At 69.3% G+C, this 24114-nt stretch carries 24 protein-coding genes; 14 read left to right on the top strand and 10 right to left on the bottom strand.

The window, feature by feature from the left end:
• Window positions 1–18 precede the first annotated feature (18 nt).
• The 3 genes from ACWEKR_RS23670 (at window position 19) to ACWEKR_RS23680 (ending at window position 2611) form a co-directional block, all read left to right on the top strand.
• The gene (locus ACWEKR_RS23670) at window positions 19–1173 is read left to right on the top strand and encodes an esterase/lipase family protein (protein ID WP_452356305.1); all 1155 of its coding nucleotides are present in this window, start codon (window positions 19–21) and stop codon (window positions 1171–1173) included.
• Between the two features lie 45 nt (window positions 1174–1218).
• A complete protein-coding gene (locus ACWEKR_RS23675; RefSeq protein ID WP_452356306.1) occupies window positions 1219–1407 on the top strand; it encodes a hypothetical protein in 189 nt (62 codons plus the stop codon).
• A 127-nt stretch (window positions 1408–1534) separates the two neighbouring features.
• Window positions 1535–2611 (top strand): ADP-ribosylglycohydrolase family protein, encoded by a 1077-nt coding sequence (locus tag ACWEKR_RS23680; RefSeq protein WP_452356307.1) that lies wholly within the window; start codon window positions 1535–1537, stop codon window positions 2609–2611.
• Between the two features lie 4 nt (window positions 2612–2615).
• On the opposite strand, the gene ACWEKR_RS23685 is transcribed toward ACWEKR_RS23680, so the two are convergent.
• Window positions 2616–3518: a LysR family transcriptional regulator gene (locus ACWEKR_RS23685; protein ID WP_452356308.1), complete on the bottom strand. Its 903-nt coding sequence runs from the start codon at window positions 3516–3518 to the stop codon at window positions 2616–2618.
• Between the two features lie 133 nt (window positions 3519–3651).
• Here ACWEKR_RS23685 and ACWEKR_RS23690 point away from each other — a divergent pair, with 133 nt between their 5' ends.
• A complete protein-coding gene (locus ACWEKR_RS23690; RefSeq protein WP_452356309.1) occupies window positions 3652–5121 on the top strand; it encodes an MFS transporter in 1470 nt (489 codons plus the stop codon).
• 139 nt (window positions 5122–5260) lie between these two features.
• Here the strand turns inward: ACWEKR_RS23690 and ACWEKR_RS23695 are convergent, their stop codons facing one another.
• The 4 genes from ACWEKR_RS23695 to ACWEKR_RS23710 form a co-directional block, all read right to left on the bottom strand.
• A complete protein-coding gene (locus ACWEKR_RS23695; protein ID WP_452356310.1) occupies window positions 5261–6211 on the bottom strand; it encodes an alpha/beta hydrolase in 951 nt (316 codons plus the stop codon).
• Between the two features lie 103 nt (window positions 6212–6314).
• Window positions 6315–6848 carry a DoxX family protein gene (locus tag ACWEKR_RS23700; protein ID WP_452356311.1) on the bottom strand — a complete coding sequence of 178 codons (534 nt, stop codon included), beginning with the start codon at window positions 6846–6848 and terminating at the stop codon, window positions 6315–6317.
• Window positions 6848–7294 (bottom strand): ABA4-like family protein, encoded by a 447-nt coding sequence (locus ACWEKR_RS23705; protein ID WP_452356312.1) that lies wholly within the window; start codon window positions 7292–7294, stop codon window positions 6848–6850. The genes ACWEKR_RS23700 and ACWEKR_RS23705 overlap by 1 nt, the downstream gene beginning before the upstream one ends.
• On the bottom strand, window positions 7291–8253 hold the full coding sequence (locus ACWEKR_RS23710) for a hypothetical protein (RefSeq protein WP_452356313.1): 963 nt from the start codon (window positions 8251–8253) through the stop codon (window positions 7291–7293). Before ACWEKR_RS23710 ends, ACWEKR_RS23705 begins: the two co-directional genes overlap by 4 nt.
• Window positions 8254–8360: 107 nt before the next feature.
• On the opposite strand from ACWEKR_RS23710, the gene ACWEKR_RS23715 reads away from it, so the two are divergent.
• Together ACWEKR_RS23715 and ACWEKR_RS23720 are read left to right on the top strand one after the other, a co-directional pair.
• Window positions 8361–9020 (top strand): MerR family transcriptional regulator, encoded by a 660-nt coding sequence (locus ACWEKR_RS23715; RefSeq protein ID WP_452356314.1) that lies wholly within the window; start codon window positions 8361–8363, stop codon window positions 9018–9020.
• Between the two features lie 59 nt (window positions 9021–9079).
• Window positions 9080–9646: a type 1 glutamine amidotransferase domain-containing protein gene (locus tag ACWEKR_RS23720; protein ID WP_452356315.1), complete on the top strand. Its 567-nt coding sequence runs from the start codon at window positions 9080–9082 to the stop codon at window positions 9644–9646.
• Between the two features lie 27 nt (window positions 9647–9673).
• Here the strand turns inward: ACWEKR_RS23720 and ACWEKR_RS23725 are convergent, their stop codons facing one another.
• On the bottom strand, window positions 9674–10345 hold the full coding sequence (locus tag ACWEKR_RS23725; RefSeq protein WP_452356316.1) for a TetR/AcrR family transcriptional regulator: 672 nt from the start codon (window positions 10343–10345) through the stop codon (window positions 9674–9676).
• Window positions 10346–10454: 109 nt separating this feature from the next.
• On the opposite strand from ACWEKR_RS23725, the gene ACWEKR_RS23730 reads away from it, so the two are divergent.
• From ACWEKR_RS23730 to ACWEKR_RS23740, 3 genes are all read left to right on the top strand, one after another.
• Window positions 10455–11600: an acyl-CoA dehydrogenase family protein gene (locus tag ACWEKR_RS23730; protein WP_452356317.1), complete on the top strand. Its 1146-nt coding sequence runs from the start codon at window positions 10455–10457 to the stop codon at window positions 11598–11600.
• 144 nt (window positions 11601–11744) lie between these two features.
• Window positions 11745–12209 carry a PaaI family thioesterase gene (locus ACWEKR_RS23735; protein WP_452356318.1) on the top strand — a complete coding sequence of 155 codons (465 nt, stop codon included), beginning with the start codon at window positions 11745–11747 and terminating at the stop codon, window positions 12207–12209.
• Window positions 12210–12795: 586 nt separating this feature from the next.
• A complete protein-coding gene (locus ACWEKR_RS23740) occupies window positions 12796–13125 on the top strand; it encodes a transglycosylase family protein (protein ID WP_159838347.1) in 330 nt (109 codons plus the stop codon).
• Window positions 13126–13348: 223 nt separating this feature from the next.
• Here ACWEKR_RS23740 and ACWEKR_RS23745 read toward each other — a convergent pair whose 3' ends face one another.
• The 4 genes from ACWEKR_RS23745 to ACWEKR_RS23760 form a co-directional block, all read right to left on the bottom strand.
• Window positions 13349–14089, bottom strand: coding sequence for an SDR family NAD(P)-dependent oxidoreductase (locus tag ACWEKR_RS23745; RefSeq protein WP_452356319.1), 741 nt, complete (start codon window positions 14087–14089; stop codon window positions 13349–13351).
• Window positions 14086–15255 (bottom strand): thiolase family protein, encoded by a 1170-nt coding sequence (locus tag ACWEKR_RS23750; RefSeq protein WP_452356320.1) that lies wholly within the window; start codon window positions 15253–15255, stop codon window positions 14086–14088. Before ACWEKR_RS23750 ends, ACWEKR_RS23745 begins: the two co-directional genes overlap by 4 nt.
• Before the next feature lie 293 nt (window positions 15256–15548).
• Window positions 15549–16172, bottom strand: a complete 624-nt coding sequence (locus ACWEKR_RS23755; RefSeq protein ID WP_452356321.1) for a hypothetical protein — start codon at window positions 16170–16172, stop codon at window positions 15549–15551.
• A 118-nt stretch (window positions 16173–16290) separates the two neighbouring features.
• Complete coding sequence (locus ACWEKR_RS23760) at window positions 16291–17538, bottom strand: PucR family transcriptional regulator (protein ID WP_452356322.1); 1248 nt, start codon at window positions 17536–17538, stop codon at window positions 16291–16293.
• Between the two features lie 276 nt (window positions 17539–17814).
• On the opposite strand from ACWEKR_RS23760, the gene ACWEKR_RS23765 reads away from it, so the two are divergent.
• The 5 genes from ACWEKR_RS23765 (at window position 17815) to ACWEKR_RS23785 (ending at window position 24096) form a co-directional block, all read left to right on the top strand.
• Complete coding sequence (locus ACWEKR_RS23765) at window positions 17815–18948, top strand: esterase/lipase family protein (protein WP_195086358.1); 1134 nt, start codon at window positions 17815–17817, stop codon at window positions 18946–18948.
• 166 nt (window positions 18949–19114) lie between these two features.
• Window positions 19115–20503: a lipase family protein gene (locus ACWEKR_RS23770; RefSeq protein ID WP_452356323.1), complete on the top strand. Its 1389-nt coding sequence runs from the start codon at window positions 19115–19117 to the stop codon at window positions 20501–20503.
• Between the two features lie 143 nt (window positions 20504–20646).
• Window positions 20647–22011 carry a glutamine synthetase family protein gene (locus ACWEKR_RS23775; protein ID WP_452356324.1) on the top strand — a complete coding sequence of 455 codons (1365 nt, stop codon included), beginning with the start codon at window positions 20647–20649 and terminating at the stop codon, window positions 22009–22011.
• A complete protein-coding gene (locus ACWEKR_RS23780) occupies window positions 21992–22738 on the top strand; it encodes a gamma-glutamyl-gamma-aminobutyrate hydrolase family protein (RefSeq protein WP_195086354.1) in 747 nt (248 codons plus the stop codon). Before ACWEKR_RS23775 ends, ACWEKR_RS23780 begins: the two co-directional genes overlap by 20 nt.
• A complete protein-coding gene (locus ACWEKR_RS23785; protein ID WP_452356325.1) occupies window positions 22735–24096 on the top strand; it encodes an aldehyde dehydrogenase family protein in 1362 nt (453 codons plus the stop codon). Before ACWEKR_RS23780 ends, ACWEKR_RS23785 begins: the two co-directional genes overlap by 4 nt.
• The last annotated feature ends 18 nt before the right edge of the window (window positions 24097–24114 follow it).

A 24114-nucleotide genomic window follows, 5' to 3' on the forward strand; every position in this document is an offset into this window, starting at 1 on the left:
GCTGATGAAAGGCTTGCAATGAAGCATCCAATTCGCCGCCGCGCGCTCGGCGCCGCGCTTGCCGCCGCGCTTGCCGCCGGAGTGACCGTCCTGGCCATGACTCTCGGAATCGGAGCGGCGCACGCGGAGCCGGAAAAGCGATCCCCGGAGCAGCAACTCGTCGACGAACTGAACGCCGGACTCCTTCCCGGGCCGGACGGCAGGCGCCCGCAGGCGATCGTGGACTCCGGCAGCAGTACGGGTTCCGCCGCACGCAGTTACGCTTCCGCCGCGGTGGGGGAGGGGCCGGAGATGCCTGCCTACCTGGCAGCTTTCCTGCACGGTGTAGCCCATCCCGACGCCTCTCCACCGGGTGCGAACCGCCAGGACTGTACCCCTTCCGCCGCGCATCCGCGCCCGGTCGTCCTGGTTCACGGCACCTGGCTCAACGCCTACGACACCTACGCCTATCTGTCGCCGCGGCTCGCGCGCGCAGGGTACTGCGTCTATGCCTTCAATTACGGGCGCTCCGGTCTGCTCGAAGGCGGCGGAATCGGCCCCGTCCTGCCCGGCCGCTACGGCGTCGGCGCGATGGAGGAATCCGCGAGGCAATTACGCGATTTCGTCGAACAGGTGCGCACGGCGACCGGCGCGGACCGTGTCGATATCATCGCGCATTCCCAGGGTGGGCCGGTGTCGAGCCAGTACATGAAGTTCGAAGGCGGCGCCGACAAAGTCGGCAAACTGATCTCTTTCGGAGCCACCCACCACGGCACGTCGCTGATGGGAATGGCGACGCTGGGCCGGCTGATCACCAATCTGGGCGTCAACATCCTCGGTTTCTACGAACCGATCGTCGGCCGTGCCAATATCCAGCAGGCGGTGGGCTCCGCGTTCTACACGACGCTCAACGAACACGGTGACACCGTCCCCGGCGTCGAGTACACCTCGGTCGGCACCCGCCATGACGAGGTCTCCAATCCGTACGAATGGACTTTCCTGACGCCGGGGCCGGACGCCGTCGTGCACAACATCACCCTGCAAGACGGCTGCGCGCAGGACATGTCCGACCATCTGACGATCATGTACTCGCCGCGCGCGGCCTCGATCGCTCTGCATGCTCTCGATCCGGAAGCGAACCCGGTGCTGGACTGCGCCTTCAATCCGTGGATGATCGGCGGCGCGGATCACTGATCCGCGTCCGGCAGACCCTGTCGTGCGGACTCGGTTTCGTTGCGAGTGAGCACTGCGTTGATCATCGCGCTCGGCGCGGGCGGCACCCTCACGGTGCTGGCCCGCGCCGTTCCCGACTCACTGCTCCGCCATAAGAACGTCACCATCGAGATCACCGGTCCGGGAGGGGAAATCCGTGACGATCTCCGCGACGGGCGTCCGCGACCCGCGTGCTGCCCGAGACCGCCGGGCTGAACCGGCACGGCTCGCTCTACAACCAGCGCGTCCTGGCCGCGCTCACCTTCCTGCGCAGCACGAATCGACGCCGGACTGAGGCGCCGTGCACCGAAGCGGGGCGCGTACGGAAAGATGGAGCGGCGTGGTGGATTACACGACGATCTTCGATCGGGTGCGTGGCTCCCTGCTGGGCGGGGCGGTGGGGGACGCGCTGGGGTGGCCTGTCGAATTCCTGCGTCTGGAGCAGATCCGGCAGCGCTATGGCGACGCGGGGGTGACGGGCTTCCTGCCGCAGTACGCGGTGGACGCCCCGCAGCAGATCACCGATGACACGCAGATGACGCTGTTCACCGCGGAAGGGCTGCTGCGGGCGGCGCCGGGCGCCGACCCGTTGCCCGCGCTGCGCCGGGCGTATCTGCGCTGGTTACAAACCCAACGCGAAGAGGGGCCCGCCGCCGAGACCGACGGGTGGCTGGCGAGCCTGCCGTTCCTGTACGCGGCGCGCGCGCCGGGAAACGCTTGCATGTCCGGACTTGGACAGCAAGCGCGGGGATATCTCGCCCCCGTGCCGCTCGGCGAACCCGGACCGGTGAACGCGCATTCGAAGGGATGCGGGACGGTCATGCGGTCCGCGCCGTTCGGGCTGGCCGGTATGGGCCCGGAACAGGCGTTCGCCACGGCCGCGCGGGCCGCGCAACTGACCCACGGACATCCCACGGGTTATCTGGCCGCGGGCGCGTTCGCGGCACTGATCGATCGCGTGGTGAGCGGTGTCGAGCTGTCGACGGCGGTGCGGGAGACGGTCGCTCAGCTCACCGCGTTTCCGGCGAGCGGGGAAACCGTGGCGGCACTGACCCGAGCCGTCGAGGCGTCCGAGCAAGCGGTGTCGGCCGAACAGGTCGAGCGGGTCGGCGAAGGGTGGATCGCCGAGGAGTGCCTGGCCATCGGGGTGTACTGCGCCCTGCACGCGGCCAGGACCGGCGACGTGCGCGCGGCGCTGCTGCTGTCGGTGAACCACTCCGGCGATTCCGATTCCACCGGCGCGGTGGCGGGCAATCTGGTCGGCGCCGTGCACGGTGTCTCCGGGCTGCCGATGGAGTGGGCGGCCACGGTCGAGGGACGCGACGTGCTGGTTCAGGTCGCCGACGATCTCGTCATGAACTTCGGGCTCGGTGACCGGTCCCGGCTGGCCGCGCGTTACCCGCACGACGCGGGGTTGTGAGGACTCACTCCGGCTCCGCCCGCAGGCACACGTCGAGCACACGTCCGCGCAGCCATCGGTGCGCCGGGTCGGCCTGGAGCCGGACGTGCCACCGCAACGACACCGTCACCTCGGGAGTGCGGAACGGCAGCGCGAACGAATGCATGCCACGCCGCAGGATCTCGGTATGCCGCTCCGGCACCGTCGCGACCAGATCCGAGGTCCTGGCCAGCGCCAAGGCGGCTCCGAAGCCGTCCACCACCGTCACGATGTCGCGCCGGTGGCCGGTGGGGCGCATGGCCTCGTCGACCAAGCCCTCGTCCAGACCGCGCCGTGCGACGTGGACATGCCGCGCGGAGGCATAGCGGGCCGTCGTGACGGCGCCGGTGTGCAGCGGATGCGTGCTGTGCACCACCCCGACGAACCGGTCGGTGAACAGAGCCGTGTTCGCGATGTCCGGAGGCAGTGCGCGCTCGATGACTCCGATCTCCAGGTCGACGCTGCCGTCGCGCAGAGCACCGGGGTCGCGCTTGGCCTTCTGGACGAACCGCAGCCGCACGCCCGGTGCTGCGCGGCCGGCTTCGGCCACCAGATCCGGTCCGAACCGCTCCACGAATCCGTCGGTGCTGCGCAGGGTGAAAGTGCGGTGCAGCCGAGCCGGGTCCAGCGGGCCGACCGGACGTAGCACCTCTTCGGCATCGCGGACGAGAGCGCGCACACGGTCGCGCAGTTCGACGGCGCGGGGCGTCGGCGCCAGCCCGCGGCCTGCCCGCACGAGCAGCGGGTCACCGGTGGCCCGGCGCAGCCGCGCGAGCTGGCGGCTCATCGCCGAAGGGCTGAGCGCGAGCCGTTCGCCGGCCCGGGTCACGCTGCCCTCCTCGAGCAGGACATCCAGGGTGATCAGCAAGTTCAGGTCGGGCCGCGCCATGCGCACACGATCGCACACATCGTGGCGTGACATGGCGTCCAGTGCACGAATACGTTTCCAAATGTGCGTCTTCCGCCCGGTCACCGGGGAATCTAGCGTCCTTGGGGACACCCCGACGGAAGAGGTCATCGTCGTGAAACCAGCAGAACCACTCGTGCGGGCAACCCCGGTTCGTCGTGCACCGTCCGCTCGGCCGCTGCTCGCGCTGTCGCTGGCGATGTTGCTGCCCTCGCTGAGCATCAGCGTCGCCAACGTCGCGCTGCCGACCATGGCGGCGGCTTTCGGTGCTTCCTTCCACGAGGTCCAGTGGATCGTCATCGCCTATCTACTGGCCACCACGACACTGATCGTCGGCGCGGGCCGACTCGGTGACCTCGCCGGTCGGCGGCGGTTGCTGCTCGTGGGCATCAGCGTGTTCACGCTCGCGACGCTGCTGTGCGGCCTCGCCCCGGATCTCGTCCTCCTTGTTGCGGCCCGGGCGCTGCAAGGAGCAGGTGCCGCGTGCATGATGGCGCTGACGATGGCCCTCGTCGGCGAAACCGTTCCGAAGGACCGCACCGGCAGCGCCATGGGGCTGCTCGGAACGATGTCCGCGGTCGGCACCGCCCTGGGCCCCTCACTGGGCGGAGTTCTCGTCGCCGCCCTCGGCTGGCGTGCGATCTTCCTTCTCGTCGTGCCGATCGGTCTTCTCACGCTGGCTCTCGCCGCCCGCGCACTGCCCGGATCGGCACCGCGAAACCGTTCCGGTCGCCCGTCTTTCGATTTTCTGGGCACGTTGTCGCTCGCCGTCGCCCTCGGCTGTTACGCGCTGGCCATGACGGTCGAGGGGGACTCGTTCGGCCCGCTCGGTCTCGGACTGCTGGTTGCCTGCGCGGTGGCTCTCGGACTGTTCGTCGTGGCCGAGCGGCGGGTTTCCTCCCCGCTGCTGAACATCGCCACGTTCCGCGATCCGGTCCTGGCCGCCGGTCTCACGGCGAGTGCCCTGGTTTCGGCCGTGGTGATGACCACGCTGGTCGTGGGACCCTTCCATCTCGCTCGTGCCCTGCATCTCGCTCCGGCGGTCGTCGGGTTGGTGATGTCGGCCGGTCCGGCGGTGTCCGCACTCACCGGCGTGCCCGCGGGACGCGCCACCGATCGCTTCGGCGCCGGGCGGATGGTCGTCGTGGGGCTCGGCGCCGTCATCGGCGGCACGGCCGCGCTCGCGATACTGCCCGGGACCGCCGGTGTCATCGGATACGTTGTGCCGCTGATGGTCACGACTTGCGGCTACGCGCTGTTCCAGGCGGCCAACAACACCACGGTCATGAAAGATGTCGCGCCGCACCAGCGCGGTGTGGTGTCGGGCATGCTGAACCTTTCCCGCAATCTGGGTCTCATCACCGGAGCCTCGGTCATGGGGGCCGTCTTCGCCTTCGCGGTCGGCGCGGGGGATGTCACCGTCGCCGTGCCGGAGCGGATCGCACGCGGTACGCAGTGGACCTTCGCCGTCGCGGCGCTTCTCGTCACCCTCGGACTGGCCATGGTCGTGGCGGTACGGGTGGGCGGATCGGGTGCGCGTCGGCGGTCGAGTGCCGAAGCGCTCGACGGCGACCATCTGGACTGACCGCGCGTCGCGCAATGCATGTCGAGGTCGCGGTTCGGTCCAGAGCGGCCTCGTGGGCTCGTCGGCAGTACTCGTTCCACCGATGCTCTTCCCGCGCGCCCACGGTGTCCGGGCGGAGCGTTCGATGGATCCGAGACTTCTATGCGCCGAGGGCGCGGGCCAGGTGCGGCCAGGAGTCGTGCAGGTCTGTCTCGAACTGCCCCCAGGTGTGCGAGCCCTCCGAGCGGTTGACGTGGATCGCCGGTAGCCCGAGCTCGTCGAGGCGATCGGCGAAAGCCGCCGTGCAGGAGCTCGCGATCGCCTCGATCGGCGGGAACGGCAGGCCTCGATCTATCGCGCCCGGCGTGCCCGAAGCGGCGGACAAGTAGATGGTCTTCCCGGCCAGGGCGCTCGCATTGGCGAAAGCGTCGTGGGCCCGCCAGATCGCATCACCCGGAGCGCCCCACATGTTGCCCGGATTGCCCCCGCCACGGATGACCTGCGCGCTCACCATCGCCGCGCCGGCGGCGTCCGCCGCCCACGGACACCCGCTGTAGGCCGCCACCGCGTCGTACACCTCGGGCGCTTGGATCGCGAGGTCGATCGCGGAACCCGCGCTCATCGAGACTCCGGCGATCGCGTTCCGTCCGGTCGCGCCGAGCTCGGTGTCGAGCGTGGCCGGCAGTTCCCGGGTGAGGTAGGTCTGCCACCGGTTGCGCCCGACCGCCGGATCGTCGGCGAGCCAGTCGGTGTACATGCTGAAGGCGCCGCCGACCGGCATCACCACGTTGACGTGCTTGTCGGCGAAGAACTCCCGGACGTCCGTGTCGTCCCACCACGATATGCCGTCGACCCCACCGCCGATGCCGGTGAGCAGGTACAGCGTGGGCGCTGGACCGCCGCCCGCGGCGCGGATCACCCGATTGGTGACCACCCGGTCCATCGACGGCGAATAGACATCGATCTGCGAAATCGAGCCACCGAGCGGGACTTGCCCGACCACGTGTGCCCGTGCGGGCTCTGCTCCGGCGGGGGCAACGGAAAGGACGGACGCCGCGACAGCGGTCGCGAGCGCGCTGACGAGCGCGCCCGAATACCTAGAAGCACTCACTATTTCGTTGTACCCGTCCCGGTCGCGAGTACGCCTGCCACTGCGGGTGATTCGCCATGCGCCCAGCGAAAAACCGCCAGAGGCAGCGCCTTTCGGATGGTCGTCAGGCGACCGCGCGATTCGCCGTGGTAGCCGTCCGCGGGCTGTCGGCCCTGTGCCGCGAGGACCGCAGTATCCCGGCTGCCCACAGGGCGACGCCGAGGTACAGCACCTGTTCGGGGATGCGCGCCCACAGCGGCGTCGCGGGTGCGCCGTTGAACGGGACGCCGGAGACGGCCGCGTAGATGTTGGCGGGCAGCATGACGACGAACAGGGCGGCGAGCCCCAGCCCCGCGGCCTTGCGGCCGTGTGCGAGGAAGAGGCCCGCCGCGCCCAGCAGTTCCAGGACGCCGGTCAGGTAGACCATCGCGCCGGGGAAGGGGACGAACGGCGGCACCATCGGGAGCAGATCGGCGTGGGTGGGCACGGGGGAGTCCGCGAACGCTTCCGGGAGGAAATGTGTGGTGCCGGTCATGATCAGCATCACGCCGAGGGCGTAGGCGGCGCAGGTGGGCCACGCGGCGAATCGGTGTACGCCGAGGGCCCCGGCCGCTCGCAGCGCGAGCAGGGTGCTCAGCAGAACGACGAGGGTTTCCATCATGCCTCCGTAGGGACGGACCGGCTGGGCGCCGGGGTGGTGGTGAGCCGGATGAGCAGGTAGAGCAGGACGCCGAGCGGCGCGAACAGGATGGTGAGTACGAGAAGCGGGCTGATCAGCAGGGATGGGAGGCGGCGGGTGCGGTTGTCGAGGAAGATCCAGCGGCCGAGGAACAGGTCGAAGGCCACGAAATGCGCCCAGGCCGCCGCGGCGCCGGAGCTCGAACCGAGTACCGCGCGCAGGCCGGAGAGTTCCGGGTCGGCCAGCGCCGCGGCGAAGGTGCCGAACTCGGGCACGATCAGCGCCGCGTAGATGATCAGCGGCGGCAGGCAGATGAGCGGTGAGGCGATGACCGCTCCGGTCCGCCGCCACTTCGGTGCCAGGATCATCAGGGCCCAGAACGGCGCCGCGAACCAGAAGGTGACATCGAACAGCAGTTCCGTCATCGGCCCGCTCCGATCGAAGAGCGCCGGACCGCAGCGCCTTTCGGCCGTATCGCGACGGCCGTGGCCGCCGCGGCGGCGAGGACGACGGCAGCGAAGGCCGCGAGGGTGGTCGCGTCGGGACGGACCACCGACTGCCCGCGCAGCGCCTGCCAGGTCAGTACCGCGAGCAGCGCGGCGTAGGTCGCCGCGGCGATCACGACGAGCGTTCGCCTGGTGTCCGGTGCGCGCAGGACCGGCAACCGCCGCGACCCGAATTCGAGGGCGAGCAGAACCAGGGGAATCACTTGCAACGCGTGCATGCCGATGAAATGCGGGATGCGCAGATCGCCGCCGACCGTGCTCCAGCCGAGAAGGGGCAACCCGGGCCCGCCGTCGGAAAGCCCTACGGTGTGGGCGCCGCGAATCGGGCTGTCCGCCGCCCGCTGTTCGGGCGTCGGCGCGACCATCAGCATCCCGAGTGCGGCGCCCGCGAGCGAGAGTACGGCGCCGTAACGGATCGCCGCGTCACGGGCGGGATCGGCCGCCGGGTGAGCGAACAACCCGGCCGACACGACGAGGGTGGCGAGCCAGACCACCACGATGGACGACCCCATGAGTTCCCACAGTGCCGCGTTCAGCGGCGTTGTGAAATTGAAGTGGCTGGTGGTGCCCCGCACGATCTGCGTGGTGATGACGACGAGTTCGACTGCCAGCCCCAGTGCCGCCACGGTCCCCGCCCACCACGCGACGCGTCGCCATCGCGTGAGCTGGCTGAGCAACCACGCCCAGGTCACCGCGTAGATCAGCACGGAAAGGGCGAACTTGGCGGACTTCGCCCAGATCGGCAGGCCGGTCACGGTGCGGTCGTCGACGATCATGCCCCCGATCGACCAGACGACCAGGAGCGCCATGGCGACGGCGAGCAGCATCAGGGGGCGATGCCAGCAGAGGGCGGGGAAGCGTTGGAAGAGGGCGGTCACAGGTCGACCTTTCGAGAACTGAAGATATCGATAGTTGTGCTATCAGCAGCGATTATGGATAGCTGTACTATCGATTGTCAAGACACCCTCCGAGCCCGAGGAGCCCGATGCGGATCGCCGAACTCAGCCGCGCCAGCGGCGTCGCTCCCGCGACGATCAAGTACTACGTGCGCGAAGGGCTGCTGCCCTCGGGCGTGCGAACCCATCGCAACCAGGCCGAATACAGCGAGGCGCACGTCGGCAGGCTGCGGCTGATCCGGGCGCTGGTGGACATCGGCGGCGTGTCCATCGACGCGGCGAAGGAACTGCTCGCGGCGCTCGACAGCGGCAGGCTGTCCGCGCGGGACTCCTTGGGGCATGTGCAATACGCCCTGGGCGGGCGGAGGTCCCAGATCGGCGCCGAGCAGCGGGAGGCCGCCGCCGAGGACGTCGCGGCACTGCTGGACCGGCGCGGCTGGCGCATTCACGACGACAGCCCGGCCCGTGGCACGCTCGTCGACGTCTGCGCCGCCCTGCGCCTGCTCGGCCACGACGACGTGGTCGCCGCGATGGACGACTACGCGGGCGCCAGCGAAGCCATCGCCGCCACCGACATCGCCTTGGTGGGCAAGGAGCGCGGCCTGGAGCGGATGACCGAAACCGCCATCGTGGGAACGATTCTCGGCGACACGCTGCTCGCCGCGCTGCGCAGGCTGGCTCAGGAGCACCTGTCGGGCACGCTGTTGCCCCAGGGCGACGACGCCGCTCCCCCCTCCGGCGAGGTTTAGCCGGGCTCCCGTGCGGCATGCCGGGAAAAGGACCATCCCGACCGAAAGGAGAGCAGCTCATGACCGATCAGCTGAATGGGACGCGGGTACTGATCATCACCTCGAACACGGGCGTGGAGCGGGACGAATTGCTGGTGCCGCGGGACGAACTACGCAATCGCGGCGCGCAGGTGACCCATGCCGCGCCGAAGCGCGAAGAGGTGCAGACCTACCGGCACGACACGGAGAAAGACGAGACGGTGCCACCGGATACGTCGTTGCACGAGGTCTCCGTGGACGATTTCGACGTGCTCGTCGTACCCGGCGGCACGGTGAACGCGGACAAGCTGCGGGTCACCGACCGCGCGATCGAGCTGGCCAAGGAATTCGCGGGCGCGGGCAAGCCGATCGCCGCGATCTGTCACGGCCCGTGGCTGCTGGTGAACGCCGAACTCGTGTCCGGCAAGACGCTGACCTCGTACTTCTCGCTGCGGACCGACATCGTCAACGCCGGCGGCGAGTGGGTGGACGAAGCGGCCGTCCGGTCCACGGAGGACGGGTGGACGTTGCTCACCTCGCGCAACCCGGGCGATCTTCCCGATTTCGTGCACGCCATCACGCGGGAAGTGGTCCCTGCCTCGCGGTGAGCCGGCGACCTCGCCGGGCGTGCCGAATCACTTGCCCGGCAGTAGTTTCCGCGGGTCGATCGCGATGCCAAGACCGCGGAGCCGGTTGTCGATGAGCAGCCAGCATTCGGTGGTCAGGCGCTCGACGAGCGCGGCCTCGGTGGTGTCCTGGTGTTCGAGCCACCAGCGCACCGAGGCGTCGACCAAGCCGAGTAGTGCGACCACCACGCGGTCGGCGGCCAGCGGATCGGCCCCGAATTCCGGCAGGTAGCGCGCCGCCGCCGCGGAGATCTCGGCGGCGAAGGCGCTCCCGCCGACGCGCGGCTCGTTGCGGCCGCGCCGGTAGTCGCGTCCGACCAGGAACCGATACAGATTGGGATGTTCGGCGGCCCACCGCACGTGCTGGGCCAAGGGCGCGCGGATGATGTCCAGCGGCGTGCCGTCCACCGCCAAGCGCGCGCGAATCCGTTCGGTCAAGTCGTGGTGCGCGTGTCTGGCCACCGCGAGATCGAGTTCTTCCTTGCTGGCGAAGTGCCGGTAGACGTGCGTGCGGGCCAATCCGGCCCGGTCGGCGATCCGGCCGGTCAGCGCGTGCGGCCCGTCCTCCTCGATCGCCGCGATCGCGGCTTGCACGATGGCGCGGCGGCGCTCCTCGCGGCCGGGCCTGGTGCTGGTGGCACGCCGTGCGTCGGCGGTGTCCACCCAAGGTTGTCGTGCCACGGCGCCAGCGTATCGGCCGCAAGAATTCGTGGTACACCTTGTACCCGGCCCGTGCTTGGTACACACTGTACCCGTAACTGTCGGTATCAGACTTTCGCAAGGACACCCGATGACGACCTACCGGTCCGCCTGGCTCGACGACGACCTGGACGCCCTGCGCGAGCTCGCCCGCTCGTTCTTCGCGAAGGAGTTGACGCCGAACATCGACAAGTTCATCGAGCAGCACCACGTCGACCGCGAGTTCTGGAACAAGGCGGGCGCGCTCGGCCTGCTGTGCGCGTCGATCCCGGAGGAGTACGGCGGTGGCGGGGGCACCTTCGCGCACGAGGCCGTCCTCATCGAGGAGCAGGCCAAGGCGTTCGACACCTCCTGGGGCGCCACGCTGCACAGCGGCATCGTCGCGCATTACCTGCTGCACTACGGCACCGAAGAGCAGAAGCGGCAATGGCTGCCCAAGATGGCCGGTGGCGAGGTCGTCGGCGCGATCGCCATGACCGAGCCCGGCACGGGTTCCGACCTGCAGAACGTGAAGACCAAGGCGATCCGCGATGGCGACGAGTACGTGGTGAACGGTTCCAAGACCTTCATCACCAACGGCAGCCAGGCCGACCTCGTCATCGTCGTGGCCAAGACCGACACCGGCGAAGGCGCGAGCGGCATCTCGCTGATCCTGGTGGAGGCCGACCGGGCGGGCTTCCGGCGTGGCCGGGTGCTGGACAAGGTCGGCCAGAAGGGGCAGGACACCTCCGAACTGTTCTTCGAGGACGTCCGGGTGCCGGTCACGAACCTCCTCGGCACCCAGGAAGGGCAGGGATTCGTCCAGCTGATGCAGCAGCTCCCGCAGGAGCGGCTGATCATCGCCGTCGGGTCGGTGGCCGGAATGGAAGCCGCGCTGGAGGTGACACTGCGCTACACCAAAGAGCGGCACGCCTTCGGCAAGCCGCTGTTCGCGTTCCAGAACACCAAGTTCACCCTCGCCGAGGCGGCCACCGAGACCCGGGTGGCCCGCGTCTTCCTGGACGACTGCATCATGCGGCATCTGCGCGGGGAACTGGACATCCCGACCGTGGCCATGGCCAAGTGGTGGACCACCGACCGGGCCATGTCGGTGGCCGACGAATGCCTTCAGCTGCACGGCGGCTACGGCTACATGACCGAGTATCCGATCTCGCGGATGTGGACCGACAGCCGCGTGCAGAAGATCTACGGCGGCACCAACGAGATCATGAAGGAGATCATCGCCCGCAGTCTGTGACCCGCGGAGCCGACGGTGTTGGCAAACCGCCAACACTCTGTCGGCGCGCGATCCCGAGGCTCTACGCTTCGGTGACGTCCACCGAGGTGGTCGTGGTCAGAGACAACGAGGTGCCGGCCACCCCGGCGCGAAGGGACGGTTGCGATGAGCGACGTCGAGACTCCTCCGTTCAAGGACATCGTCAACGGAGCACTGGAATTCACCATTCCGATCGCACACAAGATGGGTGTGCGGGCGGAGGAGGTGCGGCGCGGTTTCGCGGCGACCTCGGTCCCCGTCGAGGGCAACGGCAACCATTTCGGCGTGATGTACGCCGGTGTGCTGTTCACTGTCGCCGAGATCCTCGGCGGCGCGATCGCGGTCGCGACCTTCGACAACTCGGCGTTCTATCCGCTGGTGAAGGACCTGCGCATCTCGTTCCGCAAGCCGGCCGAGACCGCTGTGCGGGCCGAGGCGTCACTGTCGGACGAGGAGATCACGCGCATCGCCGCGGAGGCGGGGGAGAGCGGCAAGGCCGACTTCACGCTGCGAGCGGTGGTCACCGACGCCGACGGTGTTGTCGTGGCGGAAACCGAGGGCCTCTACCAGTTGCGGGCGCATGGGAAGTAGCCCCTTCGGCGCCGGGGTGGGTCGGTTCGACGCGCCTCCGGCGCCGGGATGCCGCACTCAGCGGCGAACCGGCTCGGACTCTCCGGGCTCCGGCCCAGTCGTTACCGCGCCGGGATCGCAGGTTGGTCCCGCCGCGGTCGGGGTGTAGGTCCACCTTTGAATCTCCGGTGCGTAGTCGAGGTAACGACTCGGTAGCCGAGTCGTGCTCCGCGGCGAATGCGGGCACCTGCACGCCTACTACCGCAAGTCGTGGACCTGCGGAAATGCGATCCGCTTCACCATTTCGCAGTGATCTCGGCCACATCACGGGGTCGTAACAGCGGAATCGTATCGCGTAATTTTCCGCAATCGACCTGCGCGGATGGCGCAGAGTCTCGACCAGGGGTTAAACCTGTTTCGACGTTATTCGAACGTGATCTGCCGCGAAATCTCCGCTAACGTCGGTCACGGCTCGGGGCAACACCGAGATCGAGCTCGAATCGCAGAACGCCGGAAACCCTGTCCCGCGGTTCGAGTGTCCACAACCTTCCTGGGGACAGGGGCGCGGCGACATTCGCCGAGCCGGTGGGCGCAGGCGGGAAATCTCATGTCGCAAAACCGTAAATTCACCACTCGTGTTCTCGGCTTCACCGCGGCCATCGGCGCTTTCGTCGCCGTGCCGTTCGGCCTGTCGACCGCCACCGCGTCGGCCCACAACTGGGACGCCGTCGCGCAGTGCGAGAGCAGTGGCAACTGGGGCACCGACACCGGTAACGGCTTCTCCGGCGGCCTGCAGTTCACCCAGAGCACCTGGGAGGCCAACGGCGGCTCCGGCAGCCCCTCCAACGCCAGCCGCGAAGAGCAGATCCGCGTCGCCGAGAACGTGCTCGCGACCCAGGGTCCGGGCGCCTGGCCCGTGTGCGGCGCGTACCTCTGACGCGTCACATCCTATGCGCTACCGGCGCCTACCGCGAATCGCGGTAGGCGCCGGTGCTATTTTTCGGCGACTCTACCCGTCGTCGAATGTTCATTTATCGCCGCAATGGTACCGGATATCGGTAATCCGATATTCCGTTGCGAATTGCGATTCACCGAAAACGGATTCGGCCCTCCGTTTTCCCGGCCGGACCCGTGCCCCGGTCGCTGTGGGGTAACGGTGCTCACGCGCGCCACAGCTGGTCACCGGCGCGCGACAGCACGATGTTGGGCACCACGGCGTTGCGGGACAACCGGGTGATCGCCAGGACCATCTCGGCGATATCCCCGGTGGTGAGCATGGCGGACCGGTCGAGGACATCCCGTTTCCACGCGGTCATGTCGGTGTCGACGTAGCCCGGGGACACCGCCGTCGCGCTGACGCCGTTCCCGGACTCCTCCAGGGAGACCGTCTCGCACAGTGAGATGAGCGCCGCTTTGGTGGCTCCGTACGCGGCGAGGCCCGCTTCCCCGGCGACCCCGGTGATGGAAGCCAGCGCGACGATCTTCGCGCCGCGCTCGCGGTCGGCGTCCGCGCTCTTGCGCAGCAGCGGCAGCGCCGCCTGGATGAGGGTCAGCGGCGCGCGGAAATTGACGTCGAGCATGCGCTCGTACGCCTTCGCGGGCAGGTCGGCCACGGCCCCCGCCGTGCCGGTGCCCGCGCTCAGCACCAGCACGTTCAACCCGCCGAAGCGTTCCGCGTGGGCCTGCGCCAGGGTGCGCACCTGGTCGAGGTCGTTCAGCTGCGCCGCCACCGCCTGCACGTCCGCCCCGGTTTCGGCACGCAGGCGCGCCGCGGTCTGCTCGAGGGTGTCGGGCGTGCGCGCGGCGAGGGTCAGGTGATAGCCCTCGCCGGCCAGGCGGCGTGCCACCTCCGCGCCGATGCCGCGAGATCCGCCGGTGACCAGCGCGGTGCGGGGGCTCATCCGAGGCGTTCGATGATCGTCGCGTTGGCCAAGCCGCCCGCCTCGCACATCGTCTGCAGGCCGTAGCGGCCGCCGGTCTGTTCCAGATGGTTGACCAGCGTCGCCAGGATGCGGGTGCCGGACGCGCCCAGCGGGTGACCGAGGGCGATCGCGCCGCCGCGCGGGTTCAGCTTCTCCGGATCGGCGTTGACTTCCTGCCGCCAGACCAGCGGCACGGGCGCGAACGCCTCGTTCACCTCGTAGGCGTCGATGTCATGGATGTCCAGCCCGGCGCGGTCGAGCACCTTGCGGGTGGCGGGAATCACCGCCGTGAGCATGAGCAGGGGATCGTCGCCCACCACGGCGAACGAGTGGAAGCGGGCGCGCGGGCGCAGGCCCAGTTTCGCCGCCGCCTCCTCGCTCGTGATCAGCGCGGCCGAGGCTCCGTCGGTGAGCGGAGAAGAATTGCCCGGAGTGATCGACCACTCGATCTCGGGGAAGCGTGCGGTGTATTGATCGTCGACGAAGGCAGGCCGCAGCTTCGCGAGGCTTTCGGCGGTGGTGGCGGGCCGGATGGTCTCGTCGGCGGTCAGCGTGCCCGCCGCGACCAGTTCGTTGTCGAAACCGCCTTGCGCCGCTGTCTCGGCGGCGACCCGATGCGAGCGGGCCGCGAATTCGTCCAGCGCGGTGCGGTCGAACTTCCATCGGGCGGCGATCACCTCGGCCGCGATGCCCTGCTGGATGAGACCCTCCGGGTAACGGTGCGCGAGCGGGCCGTGGTTGGCGTCTTCGCCTTGGCCGTTGGAGAACATCGGCGCCCGGCTCATGGATTCCACGCCGCACGCGATCGCGATGTCGTAGGCGCCGGCTATGACACCTTGCGCCGCGAAGTGCGCGGCCTGCTGGCTGGACCCGCACTGCCGGTCCACCGTGGTGGCGGGCACCGACTCGGCGAAACCGGCGGCCAGCGCGGCGGTCCTGCTGATGTTGAACGCCTGCTCACCGCTCTGTGTGACGCATCCGCCGACCACGTCGTCCACGAGGGCGGGATCGAGGTCGTTGCGGGCGACGAGTTCGGCGAGCACGCCCGCCAGCAGGGTGGCCGGATGCACCTCCGACAGGCCGCCGCCTGCCTTGCCTTTACCGGACGGTGTGCGAACGACATCGACGATGACGGCGGACCTCATAGCCCTCTCCGATCAGCTAAGTTAATTATGATTCTCGGTTAAGTTAACACAGATTCGCCTCATTGGGTCATGCCGCGGGTGTCCCGCCGGTTCGGGTCAGACGTACGGGCGACGACCTGGTCGCAGGGACCGCTCAGCGTCCGGGCGTCGGGGCACTGCCCGTTGAGCAGATGCCGGGCAAGTCGGACTCGGACGAACTGGGTGGCGGCGGAGGTCTCGGCGAGCTCGTCGAGCACACCCGGACGGCCGCCGGGGTCGGATCCCGCCTACCGCGTCGAGCAACGCGACCGGTATCAGGATGCTGACAAGCGCAGCATCGAGCGCGCCCCGCGCTGGAACTCGAACTGCACGTCGGCGACTTCCGACTGGATTCCCTCGGCCCGCAATCTGTTTCGCACGTGATTCAGCAGGTCGTCCAGTTGTCCGCCGGCATGGTCGCGGAGCGGGAACACCCGGACCTCCCCGCGGCTCAGCCGCGTCAGTTCCCGTAACGCGGCCACATGGAAGTCGAAATCCAGCCGGTCGGCGTAGGTGAACAGCAGATGCGAGCTCAGCACCAGATCGAAAGTCCGATCGGGGAAGTCGAGCGCGGGCAGGGCGCCGAAGCGGTAGCGCGCCGGGTTCGCGCGCAGATCCGCGGCGAACCGGCCCGCGGCGGTCTTCCGCATCTCGCGATGGGCGTGGAGATCGCCGTAGAAACCCCAGACGTAGTGGTCGGCGGCGGCAGTCGTGTGAGACGCGCTGTGGTCGAGTTCCGCGGACGCCAGGGCGGTCAACTCCGCGGCGGGCAGGCGATAGACCGGATCGACCGCGACCACCCGTGCGCCGAACGCCGCCGCCTCCGCCGCGAAACTGGCGGCACCGCCGGGACAGTCGAGGATATCGCCGCGCAAGTCGTCGTCGGTGAGCGCGAACATCGCCCGGTACCTCGTCCAGCGATCGGCCGGTCAGCAAGTAACCGCCCGTGTCGATCGACTCGTGCTCGTCTCCCATGTGTCGGACGGTAACCGCGACCGGCGCGCCGGGCGAGCCCTTCTAGGGCTTGCCGTCATCGGCCGGCTTGCCGGGATACAGGCGCTGAATCGTCAGCGCGGCCGCCAGCAGCCGCGAGTCGTGCGGATCGGTGGGATCGGCCCCGGTGATTTCGGCGACGCGGCGCAGGCGGTAGCTGAAAGTATTCGGGTGCACGTGAATCTCGGCGGCCGCGGCTTTGCGGTCGGAGCCGTGGCGCAGGTGCGCGTCGAGCGCGTCGAGCAGGTGCGGGCTGTCCAGGATGGGGGCGATGCGCTCGGCCAGCCGCGCGCGAGCGGTGCCCGGTCTGGTGAGCTGGTATTCCAGGAGCAGGTCGTCGAGCTGGTAGACGCCCGCGGGCCTGCCGAGCAGTCGCGCGAGTTCGGCGAGGTCGGTGGCTTCCTTCGCAGTCTGCGCGATGGCGTCCTGCGGCACCGCGGGATACTCGGCGAGGAACACCGGAATACCGAAGTGCTCGGTCAATTCGGCGGCCAGCCCGGCATAGCGCGCGACATCGAGTTCGGTGTCCGAACCCGTTGGCAACAAGGCGATTCCGGTCCAGCCGTCGAAGGTGGCCAGTGCTTTGGTCCCCGCGAGGGCGTCCAACGCGCGGTGCAGCAGGCGGACGCGGCGGCGCCCGACCAGCGTCGCGACCGTAGTCGGCTGGTCGTCGGGCCGGATGTGGATCGCGAGCACCGTGTAGCGCTCGGCCAGCGTGGTGTCCGCCCGCGCCGCCAGTTCCTCGGCGGGCAGCCCGTGCAACAGCGCCGAGCACAGCGCGCGGCGCGCTTCCCGCTCGGCGTTGTAAATGGACTGCTCGACCTCGGTGTAGGTCTCCACGACCGTGATGTTGATCTGCATCAGCAGGTCGAGCAGGCGGCTGCCGAGCACGACGAGGTCGTCGAGTTCGTCACGGGATGCCAGCGCGGCCGCTTCCTGGAGCACCGACTGCGCGGAACCGTGAATGGCTTCGATGAGCAGGGGCAACGGAAACCGGTCCTCGGCGTGCCGCTCGGCCACCGGGGCGACGAACGTCGCGACTTCCGATTTGGTGAAGCTGCGCTGTTCACCGATCGCCTGGAGGACCGCCCGGCCGCAGGCGTAGATCGCAGGCAGCACCTCGGCGGTGAAATGCCCCTCCGGCAGGTCGGCGGCGGGCGGGGTGGTGCCCAGGCCCGCGGCGAGCATGCGCTCGGCGATCTGCGGCCAGCGGGTGAGCAACCGGGCGACGAGGGGAGCGTCTCCGGTCACCGGGGACAACACGACGGACATGGGCCGATTGTTTCCGACCACAGAATCCCGGGGCAAGGTCGTCGGCGCGGCCGCGCGAATTTTGGCTCGCACGCCAAATTCCCGGTGGAAATCTTCTCCTCGAGGTGCAGTGACATTGCTGCGGCGAGCGCTCTACATTCGGAAAGCGGCCCGGCGCATATGGCCCTGATCACATCTGTCTCCAATTGTGGCGCGGAAGACATTTCGTGACGGTGCAACGATTTCACCGCCTGCCGCGTTCGTTCGGCGCGAATGGAAGTGAACAGGATGTTGGCAATGACGCACAGCGCTCGGCGGGCGATCATGGGGGCGGCGGTGATCGCGGGCCTGACAATGGCGACCGCGCTCGGCGGCGGAGCCGCGCAGGCGGAGATCGAACCGACACAGCAGGCCCTCGCCGAGTACATCACCGCGGGCTTGACGCCGGCGCCGGACGGCAGGCAGCCGCGCGCGATCGTGGACACCGGCAGTTCGTCGGGATGGGCGACCAGCGTCGCCTCCGACGCGTCCGGCGAAGGCCCGGAGATGTCGGCCTATCTCGCCGCATTCGCCTACGGACTCACCCATCCCGACGCGGCCCCGCCCGGCGCGAACCGCTGGAACTGCACGCCGACCGCCGAACACCCGCGTCCGGTGGTGTTGCTGCACGGCACCTGGCTCAACGCCTACGACACCTTCGCCGCTCTGTCGCCGCGCCTGGCGCGCGCCGGGTTCTGCGTGTTCGCCTTCAACTACGGGCGATCCGGCCTGCTGGAGGGCGGCGGCCTGGGACCGATCCTGCCCGGGCGCTTCGGCGTCGGGCCGATGGAGGACTCGGCAGGGCAGCTGCGGGACTTCGTCGACCGGGTACTGGCCGCGACGGGAGCGCAGACCGTGGACATCGTCGGGCACTCCCAAGGCGGCACGATCGCCAACCACTATCTGAAATTCGACGGTGGCCAGGGCAAAGTGGGCGAACTGGTGAGCTTGGGCGCCACCCATCACGGCACCTCGTTGCTTGGCATCGCGACACTCGGCCGGACCATCAACAACCTCGGCGTAGATATCCTCGGGTTCTACGAGCCGCTGGTCGGCATCGCGAATATCCAGCAGGCGGCGGGCTCGCCGTTCTACGCCGGTTTGAACGCGCAGGGCGACACGGTGCCCGGCGTCGCCTACACGGCCATCGGTTCGCGGCACGACGAGATCACCAACCCCTACCAATGGACGTTCTTGCAGGCGGGTCCGGACGCAACGGTGGACAACGTCACGCTGCAGGACGGGTGCGAGCAGGATATGTCCGATCACCTCACGATGATGTACTCGCCGCGCGCGGCATCGATCGTGCTGCACGCGCTGGATCCGGTCGGACATCCGGCGCTGGAATGCACCTTCAATCCGTGGATGATCGGCGGAAACGGCGGCTTCTGAGCCCCGTTGTCACTGCATCGAAGCGAGAATCCGCGAGCGTCGAATTGGTGCCAGGGACAATTCTTTTCCGGCCACGACATTGCTTGGGTGGAATACGGGCATCGCGCGCCGTCCCGGCCCGACGGTGCCCGTCGTCACAGCCGTGCCGTCGGAAAGGGAGAACCGGATGAGTGTGGAGCCCGAGTGGGACGGCGGTCCGGTGCCGCCCGATCCGGACGTGTTCGCGCATCGGCCGCTGCTGCCGGACGACGATCCCTTCTACGTGCCGCCGCCCGCGGTCGGACGCTTGCGCCCCGGTGCGATCGTCCGCACGCGCACCGTGGAGATCGGCTTCTTCGGTCTTGTGCCGCAGCGCATTTCGGCGTGGCAGTTGCTCTATCGCACCTGTGACCTGGATGGTGTGCCCGAGGTGGCGGTGACCACCGTGCTGCTGCCGTGGGGCGCGGACCCGGCCGAGCCGCGCCCGCTGGTCTCGTTCCAGTGCGCGATCGACGCGGTGGCGTCGAAATGTCTTCCCTCCTACGCACTGCGGCGCGGGGCGCGGGCGGCCGGGTCGATTCCCCAGCTCGAGCTGCCGTTGATCGCCAGCGCGCTGGTCCGGGGCTGGGCGGTGTCGGTGCCGGATCACGGGGGGACCGCTGGCCGGTTCGGCGTGGCCAGGGAGCCGGGATATCGCGCGCTGGACGCGGTTCGCGCCGCTCTCGCGTTCGTCCCGCTCGGGCTGGAACCGGCCACGCCGGTCGCGCTGTGGGGTTATTCGGGCGGGGGATTGGCCACCGCGTGGGCCGCGGAGGCGGCCGCCGAGTACGCGCCGGAGCTGAACGTGGTCGGCGCGGTCGCCGGCTCGCCGGTGGGTGATCCGGCCGCCGCGTTCGTCCGGCTCAACGGCACGCTGTTCGCGGGATTCGCGGCCCTCTTCACCGCCGGGCTGCGCCGCGGGTATCCGGACCTGGACCGCATGCTGCGCGCCCACCTGGACGCGCGGTATCTGGGCTGGCTGGCCGAGACCGAGACCACCGCGACGTTCCCGCTGCTGTATCGCTTCGCCCGGCGCGACATCGACAAGCACAGCGACGCGGGGCTCGCCGCGATGATCGCCCAGGACGGGTTGCAACGGATCCTCGACGACATCCACCCGGGCCGCCGCGCGCCCGCCATGCCCATGCTGGTGCTGCAAGGCGTGTACGACGAAGTGATCGCGGTCGCCGACGTGGACGGCCACGTCGCGCGCTACGTGGACGCGGGCGTGCACGTGCGCTACCTGCGCGACCGGCTCAGCACCCATCTGCTGTTGCAGTTCCTGGCCCTGCCGGTCATGGTCGACTGGCTCGCCGGCCGCTTCGCCGGACACGAGTTGCCCGCGGCGGGCACGCAGACGCGATGGTCGCTCGCCTTCGCCGGTCCGGCGTTGCGCGGCCACCTGGGTTTCGCGGCCTTGATCGTCCGCATGTGGCTCGGACGGCCGATCCGCGCGCCGCGCCCGCCCGCACTGTCGCCGCCCCGCCCGCGCCGCCTGTCCATCCTTTCCGCCGCCCTTCGCAATCCCTTGTCCTGACCCTGCTGCGCGGCCGCCGAGGGGGCGTCTGACCTGGCCCCATCGCACACCGTCCCGGGGTGCCCACGAGATTCGGGTGTCGCACCGCAAAGGTGTCCGTTTTGCTCTAGCGTGAGCACGGTTGGTGCCGAGAGGGGTCGTGGATGCGTAGCGGGATGTTGAGTGTGGCGCAATTGCGGGACCGGGTCGACACGGGTGAGATCGACACGGTGCTGGTCGCCATGACCGATATGCAGGGGCGACTGCAAGGCAAACGCTGCGCGGCACGATATTTTCTGGACGAGGTGGTCCAGCACGCCACCGAGGCGTGCGGATACCTGCTCGCGGTGGACGTGGACATGACCACCGTCGACGGATACGCGCTGTCGTCCTGGGAGACCGGGTACGGGGACGTCGTGCTGCGGCCGGATCTGCGCACCCTGCGGACGACACCGTGGTGGCCGGGCACGGCGCTCGTGTTGTGCGACGTCGAGCACGTGGTGCCGGAGGGACGGCCCGTGCCCGCCTCGCCGCGCCAGGTGCTGCGCAGACAGCTGGACCGGTTGGCCGAGCGCGGCCTGCGCGCGTTCGTCGGGACCGAACTCGAATTCCTGGTGTTCGACGACAGCTACGAGGCCGCCTGGAACGCCGGGTACCGCGGACTGACACCGGCCAACCAGTACAACGTCGACTACTCGATGCTCGGCACCGGGCGGATCGAACCGTTGTTGCGCCGCATCCGCAAGGAGATGGACGGCGCGGGAATGTATGTCGAGTCGGCCAAAGGCGAATGCAACCCCGGCCAGCACGAGATCGCGTTCCGGTACGACGAAGCACTGGTCACCTGCGACAACCACAGCATCTACAAGACCGGTGCGAAGGAGATCGCCGCCCAGGAAGGGCGCAGCCTCACGTTCATGGCGAAATACAATGAGCGCGAGGGTAATTCCTGTCACATCCACTTGAGTCTGCGCGATGACTCGGGAGAGCCCGTCTTCGCGGGCGACGGCGCCGACGGCATGTCGGCGCTGATGCGGCAGTTCATCGCGGGCCAGCTGGACTGCCTGCGCGAGTTCACCTACCTGCTCGCGCCGAACATCAACTCCTACAAGCGATTCGTCACCGGGAGCTTCGCGCCGACCGCGATCGCGTGGGGCCGCGACAACCGGACCTGCGCCGTCCGCGTGGTCGGCGAGGACCATTCGCTGCGATTCGAGAACCGGGTGCCCGGCGGCGACGTGAACCCGTACCTGGCCGTGGCCGCCCTGATCGCGGCGGGACTGCACGGTATCGATCGCGGGCTGCCGCTGGAGCCGGAATTCCACGGCAACGCCTACCGCTCCGAGCGCCCTCGGGTGCCGCGGACGCTGCGCGAAGCGGCCCAGCTGTTCGGCGACAGCACGGTGGCCCGCGCGGCCTTCGGTGATGATGTAGTGGAGCACTACCGCAACGCGGCGCGGGTCGAGCTGGACGCCTACGACGCCGCGGTCACCGACTGGGAGCGTATCCGTGGTTTCGAACGACTCTGAGGTCGCGGGAGCCCGTCCCGTGATCGGCCTGCCCACCTACGTGGAACAGGTCCGCTTCAACGCCTGGGACCTGCCGGGCGCGGTCCTGCCGCACGCCTATGTCGAGATGGTGGCCGCCGCGGGCGGCATCCCCGTGTTGCTGCCGCCCGCGGGCGTCGCGCGTCCGGAGTTGGTCCGGCGGCTCGACGGATTGGTGCTGACCGGCGGCGCGGACGTCGATCCGGCGCGCTACGGCGGCCCGTCGTCCGGGATACCCGGCTACACCAGGCCGGACCGGGACGAATCGGAGTTCGGCCTGTTCGAGCTGGCGCGGGCGGCGGACATGCCGATAGTCGCGGTATGCCGCGGGCTGCAACTGGCGAACGTGGCGCTCGGCGGCACGTTGATCCCGCACCTGCCCGACGTCGTCGGTCACGAGGAGCACTCCGGTGTCGAGGGCGGATTCACCGCCACCCGGGTGCTGACCATCGCGGGCAGCCGGATCGCCCGCTCGGCCGGCCCGGAACTGAAAGTGCACTGCCACCATCACCAGGCCGTCGATCGGCTCGCGGAGGGCCTGGCCGCGACCGCGTACGCCGCCGACGGCACCATCGAGGCCGTGGAGTCCACCGACGGGTCGTTCCTGGTCGGCGTGCAGTGGCATCCCGAGGCCGACGCCACCGATCGCCGATTGATCCGGGCGCTGGTCGAGGCGGCGGACACCTATCGAAGGGAGCGCGACCGGTGACGACAGCGCAGGTGGTCAACCCGGCGACCGAACAGGTGGTCACCACCGTCGAACTCGTCGGGGAAGCGGAGACCGACGCGGCCATCGCCCGCGCGCAGCGTGCCTCGGCCGCCTGGCGCGAAGTGGCGCCGGGAGACCGGGCACGCTTGCTGCGCCGGTTCGCCGAGGCGGTCGACTCGGACCTGGAGCACCTCGCCCGGCTCGAGGTCGCCAACGCCGGGCACACCATCGGCAACGCGCGCTGGGAGGCGGGCAACGTCCGCGACGTCCTGCACTACGCGGCCGGGATGCCGGAACGGCTGCTGGGACAGCAGATTCCGGTCGCGGGCGGGGTCGACATCACCTTCCACGAGCCGCTCGGCGTCGTCGGGGTGATCGTGCCGTGGAACTTCCCGATGCCGATCGCCGCGTGGGGCTTCGCCCCCGCGCTCGCCGCGGGCAACACCGTGGTGCTGAAGCCCGCCGAGGTCACCCCGCTGACCGCCCTGCGGCTCGGCGAACTCGCGCTCGAGGCGGGACTGCCCGAGGACGTGTTCCAGGTGCTGCCCGGAAAGGGATCCGTGGTGGGGCAGCGCTTCGTCACCCACCCGGCCGTTCGCAAGGTGGTGTTCACCGGTTCCACCGAGGTGGGCACACAGATCATGGCGGGCTGCGCACAGCAGGTGAAGCGGGTGACGCTGGAACTGGGCGGCAAGAGCGCGAACATCGTGTTCGCCGACGCCGACCTGGAGCAGGCGGCGGCCACCGCGCCCTCCGGCGTCTTCGACAACGCCGGGCAGGACTGCTGCGCCCGCTCGCGGATCCTGGTGCAGCGCAGTGTGTTCGACCGTTTCCTCGAACTGCTCGAACCCGCGGTGCGGGGCGTGCGGGTGGGCGACCCGTCCGACGAAGCCACCGAGATGGGTCCGCTCATCTCGGCGGCGCACCGGGAGCGGGTGGCCGCGTTCGTGCAGCCTTCGACCGAGGTGGCGTTCACCGGAAGGATGCCCGAGGGCCCCGGATTCTGGTACCCGCCGACCGTAGTGCTGCCCGGCGCGCCCACCGACCGGGTGCTCACCGAGGAGGTTTTCGGCCCGGTGGTCGCCGTGCTGCCGTTCGACGACGAGGCCGACGCGCTGCGCATCGCCAACGACACGGATTACGGTCTGTCCGGCTCGATCTGGACCCGTGATGTCGGCCGGGCGCTGCGCGTGGCCCGCGGCGTGGAGGCGGGCAACCTGTCGGTGAACTCGCATTCCTCCGTGCGGTATTGGACGCCGTTCGGCGGGTTCAAGCAGTCCGGGCTTGGGCGCGAACTGGGGCCGGATGCCGCGCTCGCCTTCACCGAGACCAAGAACGTCTTCCTCGCCACGCAGTGATACCCGCACATCCGACAG

Source organism: Nocardia sp. NPDC004573 (assembly GCF_053602135.1).

Coding starts and splice junctions, on each gene's coding strand:
- ACWEKR_RS23670 (WP_452356305.1), top strand. CDS start 19: ATGAAGCATCCAATTCGCCGCCGCGCGCTCGGCGCCGCGCTTGCCGCC.
- ACWEKR_RS23685 (WP_452356308.1), bottom strand. CDS start 3,518: ATGGCGCGGCCCGACCTGAACTTGCTGATCACCCTGGATGTCCTGCTC.
- ACWEKR_RS23700 (WP_452356311.1), bottom strand. CDS start 6,848: ATGGAAACCCTCGTCGTTCTGCTGAGCACCCTGCTCGCGCTGCGAGCG.
- ACWEKR_RS23705 (WP_452356312.1), bottom strand. CDS start 7,294: ATGACGGAACTGCTGTTCGATGTCACCTTCTGGTTCGCGGCGCCGTTC.
- ACWEKR_RS23715 (WP_452356314.1), top strand. CDS start 8,361: ATGCGGATCGCCGAACTCAGCCGCGCCAGCGGCGTCGCTCCCGCGACG.
- ACWEKR_RS23720 (WP_452356315.1), top strand. CDS start 9,080: ATGACCGATCAGCTGAATGGGACGCGGGTACTGATCATCACCTCGAAC.
- ACWEKR_RS23730 (WP_452356317.1), top strand. CDS start 10,455: ATGACGACCTACCGGTCCGCCTGGCTCGACGACGACCTGGACGCCCTG.
- ACWEKR_RS23735 (WP_452356318.1), top strand. CDS start 11,745: ATGAGCGACGTCGAGACTCCTCCGTTCAAGGACATCGTCAACGGAGCA.
- ACWEKR_RS23740 (WP_159838347.1), top strand. CDS start 12,796: ATGTCGCAAAACCGTAAATTCACCACTCGTGTTCTCGGCTTCACCGCG.
- ACWEKR_RS23745 (WP_452356319.1), bottom strand. CDS start 14,089: ATGAGCCCCCGCACCGCGCTGGTCACCGGCGGATCTCGCGGCATCGGC.
- ACWEKR_RS23750 (WP_452356320.1), bottom strand. CDS start 15,255: ATGAGGTCCGCCGTCATCGTCGATGTCGTTCGCACACCGTCCGGTAAA.
- ACWEKR_RS23755 (WP_452356321.1), bottom strand. CDS start 16,172: ATGTTCGCGCTCACCGACGACGACTTGCGCGGCGATATCCTCGACTGT.
- ACWEKR_RS23760 (WP_452356322.1), bottom strand. CDS start 17,538: ATGTCCGTCGTGTTGTCCCCGGTGACCGGAGACGCTCCCCTCGTCGCC.
- ACWEKR_RS23765 (WP_195086358.1), top strand. CDS start 17,815: ATGACGCACAGCGCTCGGCGGGCGATCATGGGGGCGGCGGTGATCGCG.
- ACWEKR_RS23770 (WP_452356323.1), top strand. CDS start 19,115: ATGAGTGTGGAGCCCGAGTGGGACGGCGGTCCGGTGCCGCCCGATCCG.
- ACWEKR_RS23775 (WP_452356324.1), top strand. CDS start 20,647: ATGCGTAGCGGGATGTTGAGTGTGGCGCAATTGCGGGACCGGGTCGAC.